We start from the raw sequence: 19,244 nt of genomic DNA on the forward strand, positions 1-19,244 counted from the left end.
ACCTCAGGTTGCCGTTTTTAGTGTTTGCACCCTCTCCCTGTGGGAGAGGGGCGGGGTGAGGGCATCAGGCCGCGGCCTATTCGACAAAGATGTGCGGATAAAAGCGTGACAGATCCTGCGTGATCAGCGCGCGATCTTCGCGAATGCCAATCCCGGCCGGTTGATCGTTGATAAGCCAGCTGCCAATCAGCGTATAGCTGTCGCCAAATTTCGGCAGCTGATAGAACTCCTGGACGATCATCCCTTCTTCGCCGTATGGCCCTTCAACCGCTTCCAGCGTCTTGCCGTTTTCGATAATCGAGACGTTTGCGCCTTCGCGGGAGAAGATCGGCTTAACAACGTATTTTTCCATTTGCGGGTAATCATCTTCCGCAAAATAGGCTGGCAGCAGGTTCGGGTGGTTCGGGAACATCTCCCAGAGCATCGGCAGCAGGGCTTTGTTAGAGATGATGCTCTTCCAGGCCGGCTCCAGCCAGCGTACGCCAGCATCTTCCAGCTTGGTGGAGAACATCTCGCGCAGCATGTATTCCCACGGGTAGAGCTTGAACAGGTTGCTTATCACCTGGTCCTGCATATCCGTAAACTGACCTTTTTCACCCAGGCCGATATCTTCGATATAGAGGAACTCGGTCGCCACTTCCGCTTCGGCGGCGCAGTCCTGCAGATACTGAACCGTGCCACGGTCTTCTTCCGTGTCGCGGCAGCAGGCGAGATGGAGCAGGTTAAAGCCATGCTGTTCGCGCAGCTCGGCAAAACGCTCAATCAGCTTTTCCTGCAGGCTGTTAAACTGGTCGCTGCCTTCCGGCAGGTTTCCGGCATTGGCCTGGTCTTCCAGCCAGATCCACTGGAAGAACGCCGCTTCATACAGAGAGGTTGGCGTATCGGCGTTGTTTTCCAGCAGCTTCGGTTCACCTTTGCCGTCCCACGCCAGATCCAGGCGAGAGTAAAGCGAAGGTTGATTCGTTCTCCACGACTGGCGCACAAAGCCCCAGGTGTGCTTCGGAATGCGGAACTTTGCCATCAGCTCGTCGCTGTCGATGACCTTTTCCACGACCTTCAGGCACATCTGGTGCAGCTCGGCCGTCACCTCTTCCAGTTTTTCCACCTGAGCCAGCGTGAGCTTGTAATAGGCGTCTTCACACCAGTACGGCTCGCCGTACATGGTGTGGAAGTTAAAACCGTACTCGGTGGCTTTTTCGCGCCAGTCCGGGCGCTCGGTGATACTGACTCGTTCCATGATCAGCCGCCCATTGAGCGAGTAGAGGAGGTGCCTGTCGCACTACGCTGCATGCTGGTCTGCTTCGCCACAGATTCACCAAACCCGCCGCGGGTGATGGTGCTGGTGGTCGCAGGCTTCGGCGCCATCGCCGTTTTCGGAACGTTCACGGTGCGGCCAGGGGTCGCTGCGCCGTAGCCTTTGCCGCTGGCATCGGTATATTGACCGTAAGCCGGGCTGGCCGGGTTTTTCGAGCTAAACAGCGGCTGCTGCTGGTAGCCCGCACCGCCGCCCATCAGACGACCCATCATGTAGCCTGCCATCAGCGGCATCCAGAAGCTGCCGCTGGACTGAGCCTGCGCCTGATTTTCAGGTGCGGTGCCTGCCTGAGCCGGTGCCTGCTGGCACTGACCTTCACCAAACTCCGCCACGCAGTCTTCGCGTGAGGCATATTTCGGCGCAGTACGTTCCGCTTCTTTCAGAGCGCTGGTGTAAGCCGTTTTACATTCGGCGGCTTTGCCGGTTGCGGCGGAGCAGTCGTCTGCGTTTTGATACAGCGAAACCGTTTCGTCATTTTTCTCACAGCCTGCCAGCATAAAGACAGCCGTGACCGCCAGCGCAACAGGGGTGAGGTGACGCGCGTTCCAGCTCTTGCGGAACGAAGCGTGATTTATGGATTTTGTCCGTTTCATGTTTGTCTTCCAGGACCCAGTGGTAATAACGCTCAGGATAGAGGATGAGTGGTTGAAAATGAAGCGAAGAGGGGCGGAATCAGGGGGATCTTTACGTTGGCTTACGTTCGGATGTGATTCAGATGCGCCCCTCTCCCTGTGGGAGAGGGGCGGGGTGGAGGGCATCAGGCCGCAGTGGGCCTGATAACACTCTTAGTTACGGAACGGATTATTGCCTTTGCTGGCGGATGTAGTGGTACGCGCAGCGGCCGGCTGTGCCGCAGGGGTGCTGCTGTTAGCGTTGAAGTTATCAACCGCGGCAACCTGCTCCGGGTTCTCCGGCGCAACGCTGTCCGGAGAGGTGGAGACCGGTTTGCCCAGTGCGCTGTTCAGCATCTGCAGATCCTGCTCGTTCAGCGTACCCAGAGCCTGTTTGATGTTCAGCTGGTTAATCAGGTACTGGTAACGCGCGCTTGAGAGCTGCTGTTTCGCGTTGTACAGCGTGGTGGTCGCGTCGAGCACGTCAACGATAGTACGTGTACCGACCGAGTAGCCCGCTTCCATCGCGTCCAGAGAGCTCTGTGCAGACACAACGGCCTGTTTATAGGCGTTGATGCTGCTGATCGAGGCATTCACGTTGTTAAAGGAGGAACGCACGGTCTGCACCACGTTGCGGTGGGCGCTTTCCAGCTGCTCGCTCGCGCCAACAAAGTTGTACTGCGCCTGTTTCACCTGAGAGTTGACCTGACCGCCCTGATACAGCGGCAGGGAGAAGCTCAGACCCACTTTATTCTGACCCATATTGCTGTCGTCATACTGGGACGTATTGGTTTTAGAGCCGCTATAGGACGTATCAGAGACACCGGTAGACGCGCTCAGGCTCAGGGTTGGCAGATGACCGTCCTGCGCCTGACGAATTTGCTCGCGGGCCAGGTCCTGGCTCAGACGCGCCTGCAGCAAACTCAGGTTGCGGTTTTCCGCCTCTTTCAGCAGGGCGTTAACGGCCTGCGGTTTATCCGTTTTAAAGCTGTCCACGTTCAGCGACGCCAGCTCAGGATAGTAATTCCCGGTGACCTGACGCAGGGATTCCAGCGCGTTGTCGAGGTTGTTACGCGCGGTCACTTCGTTAGCCAGCACGGTGTCGTACTGTGAACGGGCGTTCTGCACGTCGGTGATCGCGACCAGGCCCACGTTGAAACGCTGGGTGGTTTGATCTAACTGGCGGTAAATCGCCTGTTTCTGCGCTTCGGTGTAGGAGAGTGCGTCAATCGCGCTCAGCACGTTGAAGTACGCCGTGGCAGTGTTCAGGATCAGCGTCTGCTGGTCGGTCTGATAGGTCACATCCTGAATACCCGCACTCTTTTCCTGCAGGGTCAGGGCGCGCCATTTGGACATATCAAACAGCGTCTGTGTCAATTGCAGTGAGGCGCTGGTAGCATTGGAGTTTACGCCGTTAGCGTCGCGGAAACCGTTGCTGTAGGTATAATCTGCACCTAAACCTAACTGTGGCAGCAAGGGGCTACGCGCTTCGTTAATCTTTTCAAACGCAGCATCACGATCGGCCGCTGATTTACGTAAATCAGGGTTGCCCAGACGTGCCTGCTGGTAGACCTGTAACAGGTTTTCCGCCTGGCTCATTGCACTGAAGCCCGTCAGGCTCAGGCCGATAAGGATGGGGAGCAATTTCTTCATTTGCATTCCTTGTTGTGAAGCAGTATTAGCGCTGATCTAATTAAAAAATAATTGCCGATTCTAACAGAATCTTCCATACCAAAAGGTTGGCGTAACGTGCCATCTGGCGGTAATTTGCACCAATCTACCATATAGCCTTACAAACGGCAGCCAAACAGCCTTGAAATTCACAATTTCATCACCATTGCTACCAGGACTCGACTCATGCAAAAACCAGAAAAGTTGCCCGTGACATTCGCCAAAAACGATGTAGAAATTATTGCACGAGAAACGCTTTATAGCGGTTTTTTTTCAATGGATCTTTACCGTTTCAGGCATCGCCTGTTTAACGGGGAAATGAGCGGCGAAATCAGACGCGAAATTTTTGAGCGCGGGCATGCGGCAGTCTTGCTACCCTTTGACCCAGTGCGTGACGAAGTTGTGCTGGTGGAGCAGATCCGCATCGCCGCTTATGACGTCAGTGAGAGCCCGTGGCTGCTGGAGATGGTGGCCGGGATGATCGAAGAAGGTGAGTCTGTTGAAGACGTCGCCCGTCGCGAGGCGCTGGAAGAGGCCGGACTGGTGGTGGGCCGTACAAAACCGGTGCTGAGCTATCTGGCAAGCCCGGGCGGTACCAGCGAGCGCTTGTCCATAATGGTGGGCGAAGTGGACGCCACGACGGCGGAAGGGATCCACGGTCTGGCAGATGAAAACGAAGATATTCGGGTTCATGTGGTGAGCCGGGAACAGGCTTATCAGTGGGTAGAAGAGGGGAAAATCGACAACGCAGCGTCTGTCATCGCCCTGCAATGGCTTCAGCTGCATTATCAGACATTACGAAACGAGTGGAAAAAATGAAGCGCTATACGCCTGACTTCCCAGAAATGATGCGCCTGTGCGAAACCAATTTCGCACAGTTGCGCCGCCTGCTGCCGCGAAACGACGCACCCGGCGAAACGGTAAGCTATCAGGTGAGCAACGCGCAGTATCGGTTAACGATAACAGAATCAACGCGCTACACTACGCTGGTGGAGATTGAGCAAACGGCACCCAGCATTAGCTACTGGAGCCTGCCGTCGATGACGGTGCGCCTCTATCACGACGCGATGGTCGCTGAAGTGTGTTCAAGCCAGCAGATCTTTCGCTTCAAGGCGCGGTATGATTACCCGAATAAAAAGTTGCATCAACGCGACGAAAAGCATCAAATTAACCAGTTTTTAGCCGACTGGCTAAGATATTGTTTAGCACATGGAGCAATGGCGATTCCGGTTTGTTAGCGTCATAAACCTACCTAAGGACACCATTTGGAAAGCCTGTTGAACCTGACTGTTGCTGGTGGGGCGCCAGTCAGGATATTACAAATCACCGATACCCACCTTTTTGCCGAAAAGCATGAAACGCTACTGGGGGTCAACACCTGGGAGAGTTATCAGGCGGTACTTAGCGCCATTCACGCTGAAAACCGTGCATGCGATCTGATTGTCGCAACGGGCGATCTGGCGCAGGATCAGTCCTCCGCGGCCTACCAGCATTTTGCTGAAGGCATCGCGAGCTTTAGCGTGCCTTGCGTCTGGCTGCCAGGAAACCATGACTTCCAGCCCGCCATGTACAGCTCTCTTCAGGATGCGGGGATTTCTCCGGCGAAATGTGTTTTTGCGGGTGAACAGTGGCAGATCCTGCTGCTCGATAGCCAGGTATTTGGCGTCCCGCACGGTGAGTTAAGCGAGTTTCAGCTCGACTGGCTTGAGACCAAACTGGCTGCTGAACCTGAACGTCACACGCTGCTGTTGCTTCATCATCATCCTCTGCCGGCGGGCTGCAGCTGGCTCGATCAGCACAGCCTGCGCAACTCCGCAGCGCTGGATCGCGTGCTGGCGAAATTCCCACGGGTGAAAAATCTGCTGTGTGGACATATTCATCAGGAACAGGATCTCGACTGGAACGGACGCCGCATGCTGGCGACGCCGTCGACCTGCGTTCAGTTTAAGCCGCACTGCGCCAACTTTACGCTGGATACCATCGCGCCAGGCTGGCGCTGGCTGGAACTGCATGCCGACGGCACGCTGACCACGGAAGTCTGCCGTTTGACCGGTGCAAAATTCCGCCCGGATACCGCTTCAGAAGGCTATTGATGTCTACGCTCCTTTATCTGCACGGATTCAACAGCTCGCCGCGCTCTGCAAAAGCGACACAGTTTCGCCAGTGGCTGAGCGAGCATCACCCCGACGTTGAGATGATTATCCCGCAGCTGCCGCCTTACCCGGCAGAGGCCGCGGAGATGCTGGAATCTATTGTGCTTGCGCACGGCGGCGAAACCTTCGGTGTGGTCGGTTCATCCCTGGGCGGGTACTACGCCACCTGGCTCTCACAATGCTTCATGCTGCCCGCCGTTGTGGTTAATCCGGCGGTACGGCCATTTGAGCTGCTGAGGGACTTTCTTGGCGAAAACGAGAACCCCTACACCGGGCAGCAATATGTGCTAGAGTCACGCCATATTTACGATCTCAAAGTTATGCAGGTCGACCCGCTTGAGGCACCGGATCTCATCTGGCTGCTGCAACAGACGGGTGATGAAGTGCTGGATTACCGCCAGGCAGTGGCGTATTACGCCTCCTGCCGCCAGACTATAGAAGAGGGCGGAAACCATGCTTTCACGGGCTTTGAGAATCATTTCACCCAGATTGTCGATTTTCTTGGACTGCACAGCCACTGACAATCAATGCGAATTGCTAGTTTAAATCATGACGCAAACCTATAACGCTGATGCCATTGAGGTCCTCACCGGGCTTGAGCCGGTTCGCCGCCGCCCGGGGATGTACACCGATACGACGCGCCCAAACCATCTGGGCCAGGAAGTTATTGATAACAGTGTGGACGAAGCGCTGGCGGGCCATGCCAAACGCGTTGACGTCATTCTGCACGCCGATCAGTCGCTGGAAGTCATCGACGACGGGCGCGGCATGCCGGTGGATATCCATCCGGAAGAGGGCGTGCCTGCCGTTGAGCTGATCCTCTGTCGTCTGCACGCGGGCGGTAAGTTCTCCAACAAGAACTACCAGTTCTCCGGTGGTCTGCACGGCGTGGGCATTTCCGTGGTGAACGCCCTGTCCAAACGCGTGGAAGTGAACGTCCGTCGCGACGGTCAGGTGTACAACATCGCGTTTGAAAACGGCGATAAGGTGCAGGATCTGCAGGTTGTCGGCACGTGCGGCAAACGCAACACCGGTACCAGCGTCCACTTCTGGCCTGACGAAAGCTTCTTCGACAGCCCGCGTTTTTCCGTTTCTCGCCTGACGCACCTGCTGAAAGCCAAAGCGGTGCTGTGTCCGGGCGTGGAAATCACCTTTACCGATCACGTTAACAATACCGCACAAACCTGGTGCTACGCCGACGGTCTGAACGATTACCTGTGCGAAGCGGTAAACGGCCTGCCGACGCTGCCGGAAAAACCGTTTGTCGGTAACTTTAGCGGCGATACCGAAGCCGTGGACTGGGCGCTGCTGTGGCTGCCGGAAGGCGGCGAGCTGCTGACCGAAAGCTACGTCAACCTGATCCCAACCATGCTCGGCGGTACCCACGTCAACGGCCTGCGTCAGGGGCTGCTGGACGCGATGCGTGAGTTCTGCGAATACCGCAATATTCTGCCGCGCGGCGTGAAGCTGTCGGCGGAAGATATCTGGGATCGCTGCGCCTACGTGCTCTCCGTGAAGATGCAGGATCCGCAGTTTGCCGGTCAGACCAAAGAGCGCCTGTCGTCACGTCAGTGCGCGGCGTTCGTTTCCGGCGTGGTGAAAGATGCGTTTACCCTGTGGCTGAACCAGAACGTGCAGGCAGCAGAGATGCTGGCCGAAATGGCCATTTCCAGCGCCCAGCGTCGTCTGCGCGCCGCAAAGAAAGTGGTGCGTAAAAAGCTGACCAGCGGCCCTGCGCTGCCGGGCAAGCTGGCGGACTGTACCGCGCAGGATCTCAACCGTACCGAGCTGTTCCTCGTGGAAGGGGACTCGGCGGGCGGATCGGCCAAGCAGGCGCGCGATCGTGAATATCAGGCGATCATGCCGCTCAAGGGTAAGATCCTGAACACCTGGGAGGTCTCTTCTGATGAAGTGCTGGCCTCGCAGGAAGTGCACGATATTTCGGTGGCGATCGGCATCGATCCGGACAGCGACGATCTGAGCCAGCTGCGCTACGGCAAGATCTGTATCCTCGCGGATGCGGACTCCGATGGTCTGCACATCGCCACGCTGCTGTGCGCGCTGTTCGTGAAGCACTTCAAAACGCTGGTGAAAAATGGTCACGTCCACGTGGCGCTGCCGCCGCTCTACCGTATCGACCTCGGCAAAGAGGTTTACTACGCGCTGACGGAAGAAGAGAAAGCGGGCGTCCTGGAACAGCTGAAGCGCAAGAAGGGCAAACCGAACGTGCAGCGCTTTAAAGGGCTGGGCGAGATGAACCCGATGCAGCTTCGCGAAACGACGCTGGATCCGAACACGCGCCGTCTGGTGCAGCTGACGATCAGCGATGAAGACGAGCAGCAAACCAACGCCATGATGGATATGCTCCTTGCCAAGAAACGTTCGGAAGACCGACGTAACTGGCTGCAGGAGAAAGGCGATATGGCGGATATTGAGGCCTGATGCCCTCACCCTAACCCTCTCCCGCCGGGAGAGGGAATGGATCGTAGGCCCGGTAAGCGTTAGCGCCACCGGGCTTTTTTACATCAAAACTCCATCTTCACCGTAAACTGCACTTCGCGCGGATCGCCAATCTGGTTGCCCAGGTTGTTGGTCGCAATCGACGACGTGTAGTAGGTCTTATCAAACAGATTTTTCACGTTCACCTGCAGCGTCACCGGATACTGTAGCTTCATCTTGTACGCCGCAAACGCGTCCGCCACGAAATAGCCCGGCAGATAATAATCCGCACCGTTGGTTGCTGAGCGACGGCTTACGCCGTGCCCGCCGCCGCCCAGCGTCAGGGTATTCCCGGCAAACGCATTGTGAATATCGTAGGTCAGGAACAGGGAGCCGGTATGGCGCGGCACGTTCGGCAGCGGTTTGCCCGCATAGTCCGGATCTTCCAGAACCTTCGCGTCGGTATAGCCGTAGCTGGCGATAATGTTGGTGTTCTCGGTCAGCGACCCGGCGAGATCCACCTCCACGCCCTGCGAGCGCACGCGGCCCGCTGTTTTGGCGACGGTTTCATCACCCACGCTTTCTGTGTACAGCACGTTGCGCTTGTGGATATCAAACAGCGCGATGTTGGCGGTAATGCCGTCGAACAGGTCGAATTTAGCGCCTATTTCATACGCGTTTGACGTTTCCGGCGGCAGGTCACCAATGTAGCTCGCAATGGACGACTGCGGCATAAACGTCTGGGAATAGTTGGCAAACAGCGAGACCGCCGGGGTGAGCTTATAAACAAGACCCAGCTTCGGCGTCCACTGGTCGTCGCGGCTGTCGGTGTTCACGTTAAACGGACGGCCTTTCCCCGCGTACTGGGTGTAATACTGATAGCGCATTCCGGCGACGGCGATCCACTTATCGGTCAGGTACAGCGCGTCCTGCGCGTAGGCGGAGTAGCTTTCCTGCTTAATGGTTTGATCGCTGTCGGATGCCGAGACGGTGGTGCACTTGCCGAGGCTGCCGTAGCTCGGGTGGTAAATATTGAAGTCCTTAACGTTCTTACAGCGGATCATATCCGTACGCAGCAGATCGTAATTCTCATACGACACGCCGGTCAGGATCTCATTGTAAAAGCCCGCGATGTCCACGTTCCCCTGCAGATCCGCGCGCGTCGTGTGCATACGCTGGGTCGAGCCCTGGGTCGCATCCACGCGGCGGGTCAGGTTGCCGGTTTTTGAATCGTAGGCCATCACGCGGGCCTGGTTATCGCTGTATTTATCCTGGCTGTAGCTGTAGTCGAACTTCGCGGTCCACTGGCTGTTGAGGCGATACTCCGCGTTGAGCTGAGCGAGATCGGACTGGCCGTCGGTCACGTTAAACGGTTCGTCGAAGCGGGTTTTACGATCGACGTTGACGGCCTTTTTGGTGTTGAGATCGAAGATCGTTCCGCGATCGAACGGCGTTTTATAGTCGCGATGCGAATAGAGCACGGTCACGGTGGCGTCGTCGCCGAACCAGGTCAGCGACGGGGCAATAAAGGTGCTGCGTTCGTTGCCGAAATTACGCCAGTAATCCTCGTTCTGATATTCGCCCGTCAGGCGATACGCCAGGCGCGTGCCGTCAATCGGGCCGGTAACATCAACCTGTCCGGTGCCGCCGCCAAAGCTGGACGAGGTAGCGGAAAGGGAACCGCCGAAGGTCTTCTCTGGGCGTTTGGTGACGACGTTAATCAGGCCGCCCGGATCGAGAATGCCGTAGAGCGTCGAGGCCGGGCCTTTCAGCACCTCCACGCGCTCGGTTGCGGCATTAAAGCTGCGCGGCAGCACGGTGCGCAGGCCGTTGGTCATGATCGAGCCGTCGCGGTTCGCGCCAAATCCGCGGCGCACGAAGGCATCCTGCGTGCCGCCCAGGGTGTTGGTCTGCACCACGTTGCTGACGTTATAGAGCGCTTCATCCAGCGTGGTGGCATGCTGATCCGCCAGCACTTTGTCGCTGACGGTATTGACCACCTGCGGGATGTCCAGCATCGGCATGTTGGTTAACGTCGCGGTGGAGGTATTCAACGGCTGATAGCCATTCGTGGCCTCCGCCGTCGTATTTGGATCGGCGGTGACGGTAAGCGTTTCGCCGTCTTTAGTCGCGGTGTTATCTGCTGCCTGCACCAGCGGCGCCATAAACAGCAGTGAAAAGAGCGCGCGCCCTTTTACCCCAGAGAGTGAAGGTGTGAACGTAGCCATTACATCTGTTATCCCGAAATATCCCGCGAATGACGTTTCGCGGAAAAATGTGTGAGTCATTGCCCTTTACGGTCTGTCCGTTAGCCACGGTGGGCATCGGACATGTAATTGAGAATCATTCAATCATGCGCGAATGTAGTAGTAAATGGAAAAAAGAAAAAAACGACTACAACGTTTAACCGGGCGTATAAGCGCAGCGGGATAATCATTAATCTATTGAAATAATTGTTATTGCAAGCCGTTTCGCGTTCATTTTCCCTCAGGATTACCCCTGGTTTTATCAGGGTGTTTCTTCTCTTGACTACTACATGGCGCAGCGTCAAACTCTCAAAAGAGAATGATTTTTATTTATATTTGTTGCGCTTTTTTATTACGTTGGCATTCACGTGGCTCACAACACAAAAAAACCGGGACTGGTTCTGGAGAACCTCTCTGCGGGCTATCAGAAAAAAATCATCGTTGATGATATCTCCCTTGCGATCCCACAGCAGAAAATGACCGTGCTGGTAGGGGCGAACGGCTGCGGAAAATCCACGCTGCTGAGCACCATTGCGCGTTTGCTTCAGCCGCTTGGCGGCGCGGCAGTTCTCGACGGCAAGGCGATCCACGAGCAGCCGACCAAAGCCGTCGCCCGCCAGCTGGGTATCCTGCCGCAGTCTCCGCTGCTCCCGGAAGGGCTGACCGTCTTTGAACTGGTCTCGCGCGGGCGTTTTCCCTGGCAAAACTTTATGCGCCAGTGGAGCGACGAGGACGAGCTGGCGGTGGAAGAGGCCCTGCGCCTGACCGGCACGGCAGAGTTTGCCCATATGCCGGTGGAAAGCTTATCCGGCGGCCAGCGTCAGCGCTGCTGGATCGCCATGGTGCTGGCGCAGCAAACGCCGTATATCCTGCTTGACGAGCCCACGACGTTTCTCGATCTCCGCTATCAGGTGGAGATCCTGGAACTGCTGCACACCCTGACCCGCCGGCACGGACGTACCGTCGTGGTGGTGCTGCACGATCTCAACTTCGCCGTAAACTACGGCGATTCGCTGGTCTTTTTACGCCAGGGGAAAGTTGAAGGCGTATTGCATGAGGGCGATGTCTGCACGCCGGAGCTGATCAAAGCGGTGTTTGATGTCGACGTGCATATGTCCATAAACCCGTTGACCGGCAAGCCGTTCTTTATGCCGTTTCGCCAGAGTACCGTTCAGCCATGATGCGCTCCTCTCTGGCCTTTCCGATCTTCGCACTGCTGCTGGCGCTGGGTGCGATTATGCATCTGGGCATCGGCGCACGCTTCATCGCCCCGCAGACGGTGGTGGAGGCATTTTTCCATTTCGATCCGCGCAATTTCGACCATAACGTCATTATCAAATTAAGACTGCTGCGCCTCAGCGCCGCGATGGTGACGGGCGCCGCGCTCGGCGTGGCGGGCGTGCTGCTGCAGTCCGTGATCCGCAACCCGCTCGGCGAGCCGCATATTCTGGGGCTCAACGCCGGGGCCGCGCTGGCGGTCGTGATTACCAGCGCGCTTGGGCTGTCGCTGCCGTTTGGGCGCCCGCTCGTTGCCGCCGCCGGTGCCGCCGCGCTGTTTTTGCTGGTGCTGATGTTCTCCTCGTCCGGTCGCACCGGGCTTACGCCGATGAAGGTCACGCTGTGCGGCGTGGCGATGTCGGCGTTTGCCTCGTCGATTACCGCCGCGGTGTTAATCCTCGATGAACAGACGCTGCTCGCCATGCGCACCTGGCTGGCAGGGGACCTGGCCGGGATCAACGTGCAGACGCTCCGGAGCGCCCTGTGGGCTGCAGCAGCCGGTTTTGTTCTCGCCATCGGGCTGTCGCCCTCGCTCAACATGCTGGCGCTGGGAGACCGGATGGCGCAGGGGCTTGGCGTGTCGCTGCTGAAAACCCGCCTGCTTGCCCTGCTGGCCATCGCGCTGCTCTGCGGCGCGGCCGTCTCAATTGCCGGGCCGATTGGCTTTATCGGCCTGGTCGTGCCGCAGCTCATTCGCCGTCTGGTATCGGTCGATTTACGCGTGATGGTGCCGCTGTCTGCCCTGTGCGGCGCGCTGGTTCTGCTGCTGGCGGATATCGCCGCCCGCACGCTGTTTACGCCCTGGGAGCTGGCAACCGGCATCATGACGGCCCTGGTCGGCGCACCCGTATTCATCTTTATGGCATCGAGGATGTTCAAATGAACCGGGCCGGATTCCGCGCGATCCGTATTGGCCGTTTATCGGCGCTGGTTCGCCCGAGGGCGCTGGCGTGCCTGACGCTTTTAGCGCTGGTGGCGTTAAGCCTGCTGGGCTTTGGCCTGACGCACGGATCTCTGCCTGTTCCCACCTCCGCCATCGGGCGCGCGCTGTTTTCTCCTGAGAGCCTGACGGCGGAGACGCGCTACATCGTGATGGATATCCGCCTGCCGCGCCTGCTGATGGCGGTGCTGTGCGGCGCGATGCTCGGCATGGCGGGGGCGGCAATGCAGTCCATCACCCGCAATGGTCTGGCCGATCCCGGGCTTATTGGCGTGAAGGAGGGCTGTAGCGCGGCGGTACTGCTGCTGATTTTTCAGTTCCCGGCGCTGGGCCTGGCCTGGCGTCCGCTGGTCGGCATGGCCGGCGGGCTGCTTACCGCGCTGCTGGTTATCGGCCTGGCGCGCGATATCTCGCGCCCGCGGTTCATCCTGATCGGCATCGGCGTGTCGTGGGCGTTTGCCGCCGCAATGGGCGTCTTTATCACCACCGCCGACGTGCGGGACGTGCAGACGGCGATGCTGTGGCTGGCGGGAAGCCTGCATGCGGCAAACTGGACGCTGGTGGGGTTAGCCGCGCTCTGGGCTGCCCCCGCGTTTGCGCTGCTGCTGTTTACCGCACGGGCTGCGGACGTGGCGTTGCTTGGCAATCAGGCCGCCGCGGGCCTTGGCGTGCGCATAACCCGGCTGGCGCTGCTGCGGGTTCTCGCCCCGGTGGTGCTGACGGCGGCCTGCGTCTCGTGCGTGGGCAGTATAGGTTTCGTGGGGCTGATTGCCCCGCATATGGCGCGCCTGCTGCTGCGCGGTGGGCAAACCGCGCTCCTGACGGGAAGCGCCGTGCTGGGCGCGCTGCTGGTGCTGCTGGCGGATAACGTCGGACGTCTGGCGTTCCTCCCGCTGCAGCTGCCGGCGGGAATTGTGATTTCATTGATTGGCGGACCGTTTTTCCTGCTGCTGCTCTGGCAGCGTCGGGACAGATTTTAGGGGACTAAAATGCGCGTAGTGTTTTCGATGCTGTTGCTGGTGGGGGTCGCGGTGGGTGCGGCGGAGCCGACGCAGACGTTTACTGACGATCTGAACCGAAAAGTGGTGGTGCCGGTTCATCCGAAACGGATTGTCTCTTTACACGATCTGGATATCACCATTCCGCTGATTGAGCTTGGCGTGCCGCCGGTGGCAAGCCATGGCCGCACGCGGCCGGACGGCAGCCACTTTCTGCGCTCCAGCGGCATGTTGACCGGCGTCGACTTTGATAATTCCGACATTAAGTTTATCGGCACGGCCGATATCGACATTGAAGCCATCGCCGCCGCAAAGCCTGACCTGATCGTTACCGAGCCGACCCGCAACACCCCGGTGGAACAGCTGGCGAAAATTGCCCCGACGGTGAGCATCGATCATCTCGACGGCGGCGCGCCGGAGATCTACCGCAAGCTGGCTCAGCTGACGGGAACGCAGGCGCGGCTCAAGGTTTTGGAGCGGCGCTATCAGGAGCAGATTAAGGCGCTGAAGGCGACAATTGATACCCGCAAGGTGACCGTGTCCGTGATTCAGGCGAATCAGGGAAAGATTAACGCCATGCACAGCTACCACTCGCTGGGCCGCGTGCTGCGCGACGCCGGGTTCACCTTCCCGCCGCTGATTGAGTCCATCCCGGACGGAGGGCGCATCGACGTCAGCGCCGAGCGCCTGCCGGAGCTGGATGCCGATTTCGTCTTCGCCACCTGGCGCGGGGATACGGGCGGTAAACCGCAGGACGAGCTGGCGGCGATGGATGCGGTCATGCCGGGCTGGTGTCAGTTCCTGAATGCCTGCCGAACCGGGCATTACGTGCTGATCTCGCGTGAAGAGGCCATCTCGAATTCGTACGCCTCGTTAGGGCTGATGGCCGCGCAGGTGCAGTCGCAGATTGCCGGGCGTCCGCTGCCGGAGGCGTCACGGTGATCCGCAAAGAGAAAGGGCGCGTGGATGTCTATGGCGACCGCTTTCGCGCGCGTGCGCATCAGCTGACGCCGCGTCTGCTGCAGGTTGCACGCTATATCCATGACAACCGCGAAGCGGTGATGGAACAGACCGCAATGGAGATCGCGACGCTGTTGAAAACCTCGGATGCCACGGTGGTCCGCGCCATTCAGGCGCTGGGTTTCGCCGGGCTGCGCGATCTCAAGCAGACGCTGGAGCAGTGGTTTGGTCCGGTGGTCACCTCCAGCGAAAAGATGTCCACCACGGTGAATACGCTCGCCAGCGACGTCAACGCGAGCATTGATTTCGTGCTGGAGGGGCATCAGCATACCTGCGAGGTGTTATCCGAGCCCCACAACCGCTACGCGATGGCCCAGGCGGTCTCTCTGCTGGCGCAGGCGAGGCAGGTTGCCATATTTGGCATTGGCGCCTCCGGCATTCTGGCCGAGTACACCGCCAGGCTGTTCAGTCGCATGGGGTTACCCGCCACGCCGCTTAACCGTACCGGGATAGGGCTTGCCGAGCAGCTGATTGCGCTTCAGCGCGGCGACGTGCTGGTGATGATGGCGCAGAAATCCGCGCACCGGGAGGGGCAAACCACGCTGCGTGAAGCAAAACGTCTGGGCATTCCAACTATATTGCTGACCAACGCCCTCGATTCGCGTTTCAGCAAGGAGGCCAGCGTGGTGATCCACGTTCCGCGCGGCGGCGAAAAAGGCAAAATCCCGCTCCACGGCACGGTGCTGCTGTGTCTGGAGATGATCATCTTATCCGTCGCCTCCACCGAGCCGCAGCGCACCATCAAGTCGATGAAGCGCATCAACGAGCTACACCGTGGGTTAAAGCCGGGGAAGAAAAGCACCTAAAAACAAAGCCCGGTAGCGCTGACGCTCACCGGGCCTGGATCTGTTCTCCCTCTCCTTTCGGGAGAGGGCGGGGGAGGGGAAACTTAAACCCCTTGCTCCAGAATGCGGATGTGGGTTTCCAGCACGTCACCCTTAACCGCGTCGCTCCACGCTTTCATGTGCGCGGTCTGCAGGTGCGCTTCAAGATGCGCGACGGTTTCCCACTGCTCAACCATGATGATCGAGTCTGGCGCGGTCGCCTGGAAGCTGGCGTCAGTGGCGGCATCCACCATCGGCGCGTAGCCGTGGCAGCCTTCTTCTTTCAGTACGGTCGGGATAATTTTCGCGAACTGATCCAGCACCGCCTGGCGGTGATGTTGACCTGGACGAGTACGGATTTCTGCGATTACGGTAAGCATGTTTACTACTCCTTTAATTCCAGGCTACCAGTTAAGCAAAAATTTCCGCGAGATGCTTGCGATATTCTGCGATATAGCTCGGGACGTCAGGCATTTTAATCACGTCGTTGACGATAAAGGTCGGCAGCGGATCCATGCCCAGGAACTGGTTAGCCTTGTGGAACGGCAGGTACGCGCCGTCGACGCCCACGCCTTCGAAGAACTGTTCTTTATCGGTGAAGGCTTCCAGCGGGGCGTTCCAGGTCAGCGAGAGCATATATTTTTTGCCCTGAATCAGGCCGCCCGAGCCGTATTTTTTGGAGGCGTCAGAGCGGGTGCGGCCATCGCTGGCATACAGCGAGCCGTGACCTTCGGTGAACACGTCGTCCATGTATTTTTTCACGGTCCACGGCGCGCCCATCCACCAGCCTGGCATCTGCCAGATCACCACGTCAGCCCACAGGAAGTTCTGCACTTCGGCCTTCACGTCATAACTGCTGTCTGCACGCACGACCTTAACATCATGCCCGGCGTCGCGCAGGAAACCGTCCGCGACCTCGGTCAGGGTGTCATTCAGCTGGCCTTTAGAGTGCGCAAATTCTTTTGCACCGTTGATAATCAGGATGTTGCTCATTATTTGTCCTCGATGATGAGAGTATGGCCAGTATTCTACGCGCGAGGACGGTGCGGTAAAATGAGCAAAATGTGCAAAGTCTTTTGCGTTAAACGCAATAATCCCTTACCAGCTGACCTTCACTTCAAAACCGCCTTCAGGGGCATTGCCCAGCGAAACGCGCATCCCGTGCAGGGCGGCGATGCGTTTTACAATGGATAACCCCAGCCCGCTGCCCGTGGCATCCTGACCCGGCGGGCGATAAAAGCGCTCGCCGATGCGCGCCAGCGCGTCCGGTGAAATGCCTGGGCCGTTGTCGCGCACGGTAAAGCCACGCGCGTCCAGCGTTACGTCCACCACGCTGCCGCGCGGGCTGTAGCGAATCGCGTTATCCAGCAGGTTGCGCACCAGCAGGCTCAGGAGCAGCTGCTGGCCCGTGCGTGTCACCTCTGGTGCATGGATGTTCAGGCGAATATCAATGCCCGCCTGCTGCGCCGGATACCAGATATCCAGCACGGCCGACTGCAGCAAGTCGGCCAGGGGAATCGGTTCGACATCGTCAAGGTTATCCAGCGAGTCCAGACGCGACAGCGTGAGGAGCTGATCCACCAGCCGGGAAGCGCGGTCGATGCCCGCATGCAGCTGCGTCAGCGCCTTTTCCCGCGCCTGCGGATCGTCATGAGAGAGCTGGGCCACGTCAGTTTGCACCTTCAGGGCCGCCAGCGGGCTGCGCAGCTCGTGGGCGGCATCGGACGTAAAGCGGCGCTCGCGGGTCATCATCTCCTGGGTGCGCGCGAAGAGATGATTCAGCGAGTCGAGCAGGGGGCGTACTTCCGTAGGAAGGCCCTCGGTCGGCAGTTTATCGGTGGCATCCGGCGAGCGGGAGCGCAGGGTCTGCGCCAGCTTTTTCAGCGGCTTCAGCTCCCGACTCAGGAGGACGATCAGCAGCAGCAACATCACGGGCAGCGCCACCAGCCAGGGGGTCAGCTGCGAGCTGACCACGTCCAGCGCCATCTCCTGGCGGTACTCCCATTCCTGGCCGACCACTACGCGGTACTTCCCGTCGGGTGAGGTTAGCCATAAAAAACGCCACTCGTCGTTGTCGCCCTGCAGCTGCCCGTTATCGAACCCGTCGCGGCGATAGTGGTACGGAATATCGCGTCCGTTTTCACCGTCGTTGAGGAGCATTTTGCCGTCGACGGCGTAAATGGCGAAAGCCAGCGCGTCGTCGTCCAGACGACCGTGCTTCACTTTTTTCGGGATCTCGCGCATGCGTTCGGGGGCGCGGATCTCGTCCAGATCCATCGTCAGCAGCCGTTTAGCAAACAGCATCTGCTGTGTATCGAACAGCTTGTCGAGCTTGTGGGTCGTCTGCTGCCAGGCAACCAGGCTGGCGGCAAACCAGGCCGTCAGAGACAGAAGTAAAAAGAGAAGCGTCAGGCGCAGCTTCAGGCTCAGTTTCATGCGTCACCCAGGGTATAGCCGATGCCGTGCACGGTGCGGATAAACTCGCTCCCAAGCTTGCGGCGCAAATGATGGACGTGAACCTCGATGGCGTTGCTGGAGACGTCGTCGTCCCAGGTATAGAGTTTTTCCTCGATCAGCTTTCGCGGCAGCACCCGACCGGTGTTACGCATTAACAGCTCCAGCAGCGCGAACTCTTTCGGCTTGAGCGTCAGCGGCTCACCGTCCAGCGTGGCGATGAGACGGCTCGGATCGAGCGTGACCTTCCCGTGACGCAGCTCGCTACGCGCCTGGCCGTGGCTGCGGCGGACCAGCGCTTCGAGGCGGGCACCCACTTCGATCAGCGCGAACGGCTTACAGAGATAATCATCCGCGCCAAGACGTAGCCCTTCGACGCGCTGGTTAAGCGCATCCCGCGCCGTCAGAATTAGTACCGGCTCGCTGCGCCCGCTCTCGCGCCACGCGCGCAGGATGTCCAGACCGTCAATTTCCGGCAGAGTCAGATCCAGCACCACGGCATCGTAGGGTGCAGAGGACAGCGCGGCCTGGCCGGTTTTACCGTCGGTAAACCAGTCCACGCTAAAGCCCATTTTGCTCAACCCCGCCTTGATACCGTCGCCGATTAACCTGTCGTCTTCTACCAGTAAAATGCGCATGTTCCCTCCTTGATGTCGTCAGTAAACCCTCTGTAAGCGCCTGCTGTACAGCAATAATAAATAAATTTTTCCCTTAAGAAGTTGTTAAGGATTACCCTGTTAAATGGACTGCGAAACGACATTAAAGGGAGAGATGAAGATGAAAAAATTCGCTGCAATTGCTGCCATCATGATGATGACCACCGCGCCGGTCTTTGCTGCTCAGGGCGGTTTTACTGGCCCATCGGCCACACAGACCCAGACGCAAACTCAGCAGGGCGGTTTTGTCGATAACAACGCCAACCTCACCACCGCGGCAAACGTGAAAGACCTGAAGGACGATGCCTGGGTGAATCTGCGCGGGAACATCACCGAGCGCCTGTCCGATGACCGCTACACCTTCCGCGATGAGTCCGGCACGGTCGTAGTTGAGATTGACCACAAGCGCTGGAACGGCGTGACCGTCACTCCGCAGGATAAAGTTGAACTGCAGGGTAAAGTCGATAAAGACTGGAACGAGTTTGAAATCGACGTGAAGCAGGTTATTAAGCTGAACAAATAACCCGAAATGGGCCGCTTATGCGGCCCTTTTTCTTTGTGACTCAATTCATCAGATGAGGTAGTATCTGCGGCAATATTGCCTGAAACCCTTCGGTTTCTGAGTTGAGGAATCACACG

The 19,244-nt window shown here is 58.4% G+C and carries 19 protein-coding genes; 11 read left to right on the top strand and 8 right to left on the bottom strand.

Annotated features, from left to right (window positions below; translation table 11 throughout):
• Positions 1-76: 76 nt before the first annotated feature.
• The 3 genes from FOY96_RS03010 to tolC form a co-directional block, all read right to left on the bottom strand.
• Positions 77-1,237, bottom strand: a complete 1,161-nt coding sequence (locus tag FOY96_RS03010) for a glutathionylspermidine synthase family protein (protein ID WP_069303316.1) — start codon at positions 1,235-1,237, stop codon at positions 77-79.
• Between the two features lie 2 nt (positions 1,238-1,239).
• Positions 1,240-1,908, bottom strand: a complete 669-nt coding sequence (locus FOY96_RS03015) for a DUF1190 family protein (protein WP_029740695.1) — start codon at positions 1,906-1,908, stop codon at positions 1,240-1,242.
• 192 nt (positions 1,909-2,100) lie between these two features.
• Positions 2,101-3,579, bottom strand: a complete 1,479-nt coding sequence (tolC, locus tag FOY96_RS03020; RefSeq protein ID WP_033146662.1) for an outer membrane channel protein TolC — start codon at positions 3,577-3,579, stop codon at positions 2,101-2,103.
• Between the two features lie 204 nt (positions 3,580-3,783).
• Here tolC and nudF point away from each other — a divergent pair, with 204 nt between their 5' ends.
• The 5 genes from nudF to parE are packed head-to-tail and all read left to right on the top strand — an operon-like array spanning position 3,784 to position 8,192.
• The gene (gene nudF, locus FOY96_RS03025) at positions 3,784-4,416 is read left to right on the top strand and encodes an ADP-ribose diphosphatase (protein WP_023333429.1); all 633 of its coding nucleotides are present in this window, start codon (positions 3,784-3,786) and stop codon (positions 4,414-4,416) included.
• On the top strand, positions 4,413-4,835 hold the full coding sequence (locus FOY96_RS03030; RefSeq protein ID WP_003862516.1) for a DUF1249 family protein: 423 nt from the start codon (positions 4,413-4,415) through the stop codon (positions 4,833-4,835). Before nudF ends, FOY96_RS03030 begins: the two co-directional genes overlap by 4 nt.
• 27 nt (positions 4,836-4,862) lie before the next feature.
• Entirely contained in the window at positions 4,863-5,690 is an 828-nt protein-coding gene (cpdA, locus tag FOY96_RS03035; RefSeq protein WP_024906493.1) for a 3',5'-cyclic-AMP phosphodiesterase, read from the top strand.
• Complete coding sequence (gene yqiA / locus FOY96_RS03040) at positions 5,690-6,271, top strand: esterase YqiA (RefSeq protein WP_008502976.1); 582 nt, start codon at positions 5,690-5,692, stop codon at positions 6,269-6,271. The genes cpdA and yqiA overlap by 1 nt, the downstream gene beginning before the upstream one ends.
• Positions 6,272-6,299: 28 nt before the next feature.
• Positions 6,300-8,192 carry a DNA topoisomerase IV subunit B gene (gene parE / locus FOY96_RS03045; protein ID WP_029740698.1) on the top strand — a complete coding sequence of 631 codons (1,893 nt, stop codon included), beginning with the start codon at positions 6,300-6,302 and terminating at the stop codon, positions 8,190-8,192.
• An 83-nt stretch (positions 8,193-8,275) separates the two neighbouring features.
• On the opposite strand, the gene FOY96_RS03050 is transcribed toward parE, so the two are convergent.
• Positions 8,276-10,417, bottom strand: coding sequence for a TonB-dependent siderophore receptor (locus FOY96_RS03050; RefSeq protein ID WP_143346482.1), 2,142 nt, complete (start codon positions 10,415-10,417; stop codon positions 8,276-8,278).
• Positions 10,418-10,803: 386 nt separating this feature from the next.
• Here FOY96_RS03050 and FOY96_RS03055 point away from each other — a divergent pair, with 386 nt between their 5' ends.
• The 5 genes from FOY96_RS03055 to FOY96_RS03075 are packed head-to-tail and all read left to right on the top strand — an operon-like array spanning position 10,804 to position 15,477.
• A complete protein-coding gene (locus tag FOY96_RS03055) occupies positions 10,804-11,616 on the top strand; it encodes an ABC transporter ATP-binding protein (protein WP_143346483.1) in 813 nt (270 codons plus the stop codon).
• Positions 11,613-12,596 (top strand): FecCD family ABC transporter permease, encoded by a 984-nt coding sequence (locus FOY96_RS03060; RefSeq protein ID WP_033146659.1) that lies wholly within the window; start codon positions 11,613-11,615, stop codon positions 12,594-12,596. Before FOY96_RS03055 ends, FOY96_RS03060 begins: the two co-directional genes overlap by 4 nt.
• Positions 12,593-13,633 carry a FecCD family ABC transporter permease gene (locus FOY96_RS03065; RefSeq protein ID WP_143346484.1) on the top strand — a complete coding sequence of 347 codons (1,041 nt, stop codon included), beginning with the start codon at positions 12,593-12,595 and terminating at the stop codon, positions 13,631-13,633. The genes FOY96_RS03060 and FOY96_RS03065 overlap by 4 nt, the downstream gene beginning before the upstream one ends.
• Before the next feature lie 9 nt (positions 13,634-13,642).
• Entirely contained in the window at positions 13,643-14,593 is a 951-nt protein-coding gene (locus FOY96_RS03070) for an iron-siderophore ABC transporter substrate-binding protein (RefSeq protein WP_143346485.1), read from the top strand.
• Positions 14,590-15,477, top strand: a complete 888-nt coding sequence (locus FOY96_RS03075) for a MurR/RpiR family transcriptional regulator (RefSeq protein ID WP_033146656.1) — start codon at positions 14,590-14,592, stop codon at positions 15,475-15,477. The genes FOY96_RS03070 and FOY96_RS03075 overlap by 4 nt, the downstream gene beginning before the upstream one ends.
• Positions 15,478-15,560: 83 nt before the next feature.
• Here FOY96_RS03075 and FOY96_RS03080 read toward each other — a convergent pair whose 3' ends face one another.
• From FOY96_RS03080 to qseB, 4 genes are all read right to left on the bottom strand, one after another.
• Positions 15,561-15,875, bottom strand: coding sequence for a putative quinol monooxygenase (locus FOY96_RS03080; protein ID WP_008502984.1), 315 nt, complete (start codon positions 15,873-15,875; stop codon positions 15,561-15,563).
• A 31-nt stretch (positions 15,876-15,906) separates the two neighbouring features.
• A complete protein-coding gene (locus tag FOY96_RS03085) occupies positions 15,907-16,488 on the bottom strand; it encodes an NAD(P)H-dependent oxidoreductase (protein ID WP_039262999.1) in 582 nt (193 codons plus the stop codon).
• A gap of 105 nt (positions 16,489-16,593) precedes the next feature.
• Positions 16,594-17,931, bottom strand: coding sequence for a quorum sensing histidine kinase QseC (qseC, locus tag FOY96_RS03090; protein WP_094935312.1), 1,338 nt, complete (start codon positions 17,929-17,931; stop codon positions 16,594-16,596).
• The gene (gene qseB / locus FOY96_RS03095) at positions 17,928-18,587 is read right to left on the bottom strand and encodes a quorum sensing response regulator transcription factor QseB (protein WP_094935313.1); all 660 of its coding nucleotides are present in this window, start codon (positions 18,585-18,587) and stop codon (positions 17,928-17,930) included. Before qseB ends, qseC begins: the two co-directional genes overlap by 4 nt.
• Before the next feature lie 139 nt (positions 18,588-18,726).
• Here qseB and FOY96_RS03100 point away from each other — a divergent pair, with 139 nt between their 5' ends.
• A complete protein-coding gene (locus FOY96_RS03100; RefSeq protein ID WP_143346486.1) occupies positions 18,727-19,128 on the top strand; it encodes a YgiW/YdeI family stress tolerance OB fold protein in 402 nt (133 codons plus the stop codon).
• Positions 19,129-19,244: the final 116 nt, after the last annotated feature.

The sequence above is a fragment of the Enterobacter asburiae genome, assembly GCF_007035645.1.
In the GTDB taxonomy this organism is placed as follows: domain Bacteria; phylum Pseudomonadota; class Gammaproteobacteria; order Enterobacterales; family Enterobacteriaceae; genus Enterobacter; species Enterobacter asburiae_B.

Coding starts and splice junctions, on each gene's coding strand:
- FOY96_RS03010 (WP_069303316.1), bottom strand. CDS start 1,237: ATGGAACGAGTCAGTATCACCGAGCGCCCGGACTGGCGCGAAAAAGCC.
- FOY96_RS03015 (WP_029740695.1), bottom strand. CDS start 1,908: ATGAAACGGACAAAATCCATAAATCACGCTTCGTTCCGCAAGAGCTGG.
- tolC (WP_033146662.1), bottom strand. CDS start 3,579: ATGAAGAAATTGCTCCCCATCCTTATCGGCCTGAGCCTGACGGGCTTC.
- nudF (WP_023333429.1), top strand. CDS start 3,784: ATGCAAAAACCAGAAAAGTTGCCCGTGACATTCGCCAAAAACGATGTA.
- FOY96_RS03030 (WP_003862516.1), top strand. CDS start 4,413: ATGAAGCGCTATACGCCTGACTTCCCAGAAATGATGCGCCTGTGCGAA.
- yqiA (WP_008502976.1), top strand. CDS start 5,690: ATGTCTACGCTCCTTTATCTGCACGGATTCAACAGCTCGCCGCGCTCT.
- parE (WP_029740698.1), top strand. CDS start 6,300: ATGACGCAAACCTATAACGCTGATGCCATTGAGGTCCTCACCGGGCTT.
- FOY96_RS03050 (WP_143346482.1), bottom strand. CDS start 10,417: ATGGCTACGTTCACACCTTCACTCTCTGGGGTAAAAGGGCGCGCGCTC.
- FOY96_RS03060 (WP_033146659.1), top strand. CDS start 11,613: ATGATGCGCTCCTCTCTGGCCTTTCCGATCTTCGCACTGCTGCTGGCG.
- FOY96_RS03065 (WP_143346484.1), top strand. CDS start 12,593: ATGAACCGGGCCGGATTCCGCGCGATCCGTATTGGCCGTTTATCGGCG.
- FOY96_RS03070 (WP_143346485.1), top strand. CDS start 13,643: ATGCGCGTAGTGTTTTCGATGCTGTTGCTGGTGGGGGTCGCGGTGGGT.
- FOY96_RS03080 (WP_008502984.1), bottom strand. CDS start 15,875: ATGCTTACCGTAATCGCAGAAATCCGTACTCGTCCAGGTCAACATCAC.
- FOY96_RS03085 (WP_039262999.1), bottom strand. CDS start 16,488: ATGAGCAACATCCTGATTATCAACGGTGCAAAAGAATTTGCGCACTCT.
- qseC (WP_094935312.1), bottom strand. CDS start 17,931: ATGAAACTGAGCCTGAAGCTGCGCCTGACGCTTCTCTTTTTACTTCTG.
- qseB (WP_094935313.1), bottom strand. CDS start 18,587: ATGCGCATTTTACTGGTAGAAGACGACAGGTTAATCGGCGACGGTATC.
- FOY96_RS03100 (WP_143346486.1), top strand. CDS start 18,727: ATGAAAAAATTCGCTGCAATTGCTGCCATCATGATGATGACCACCGCG.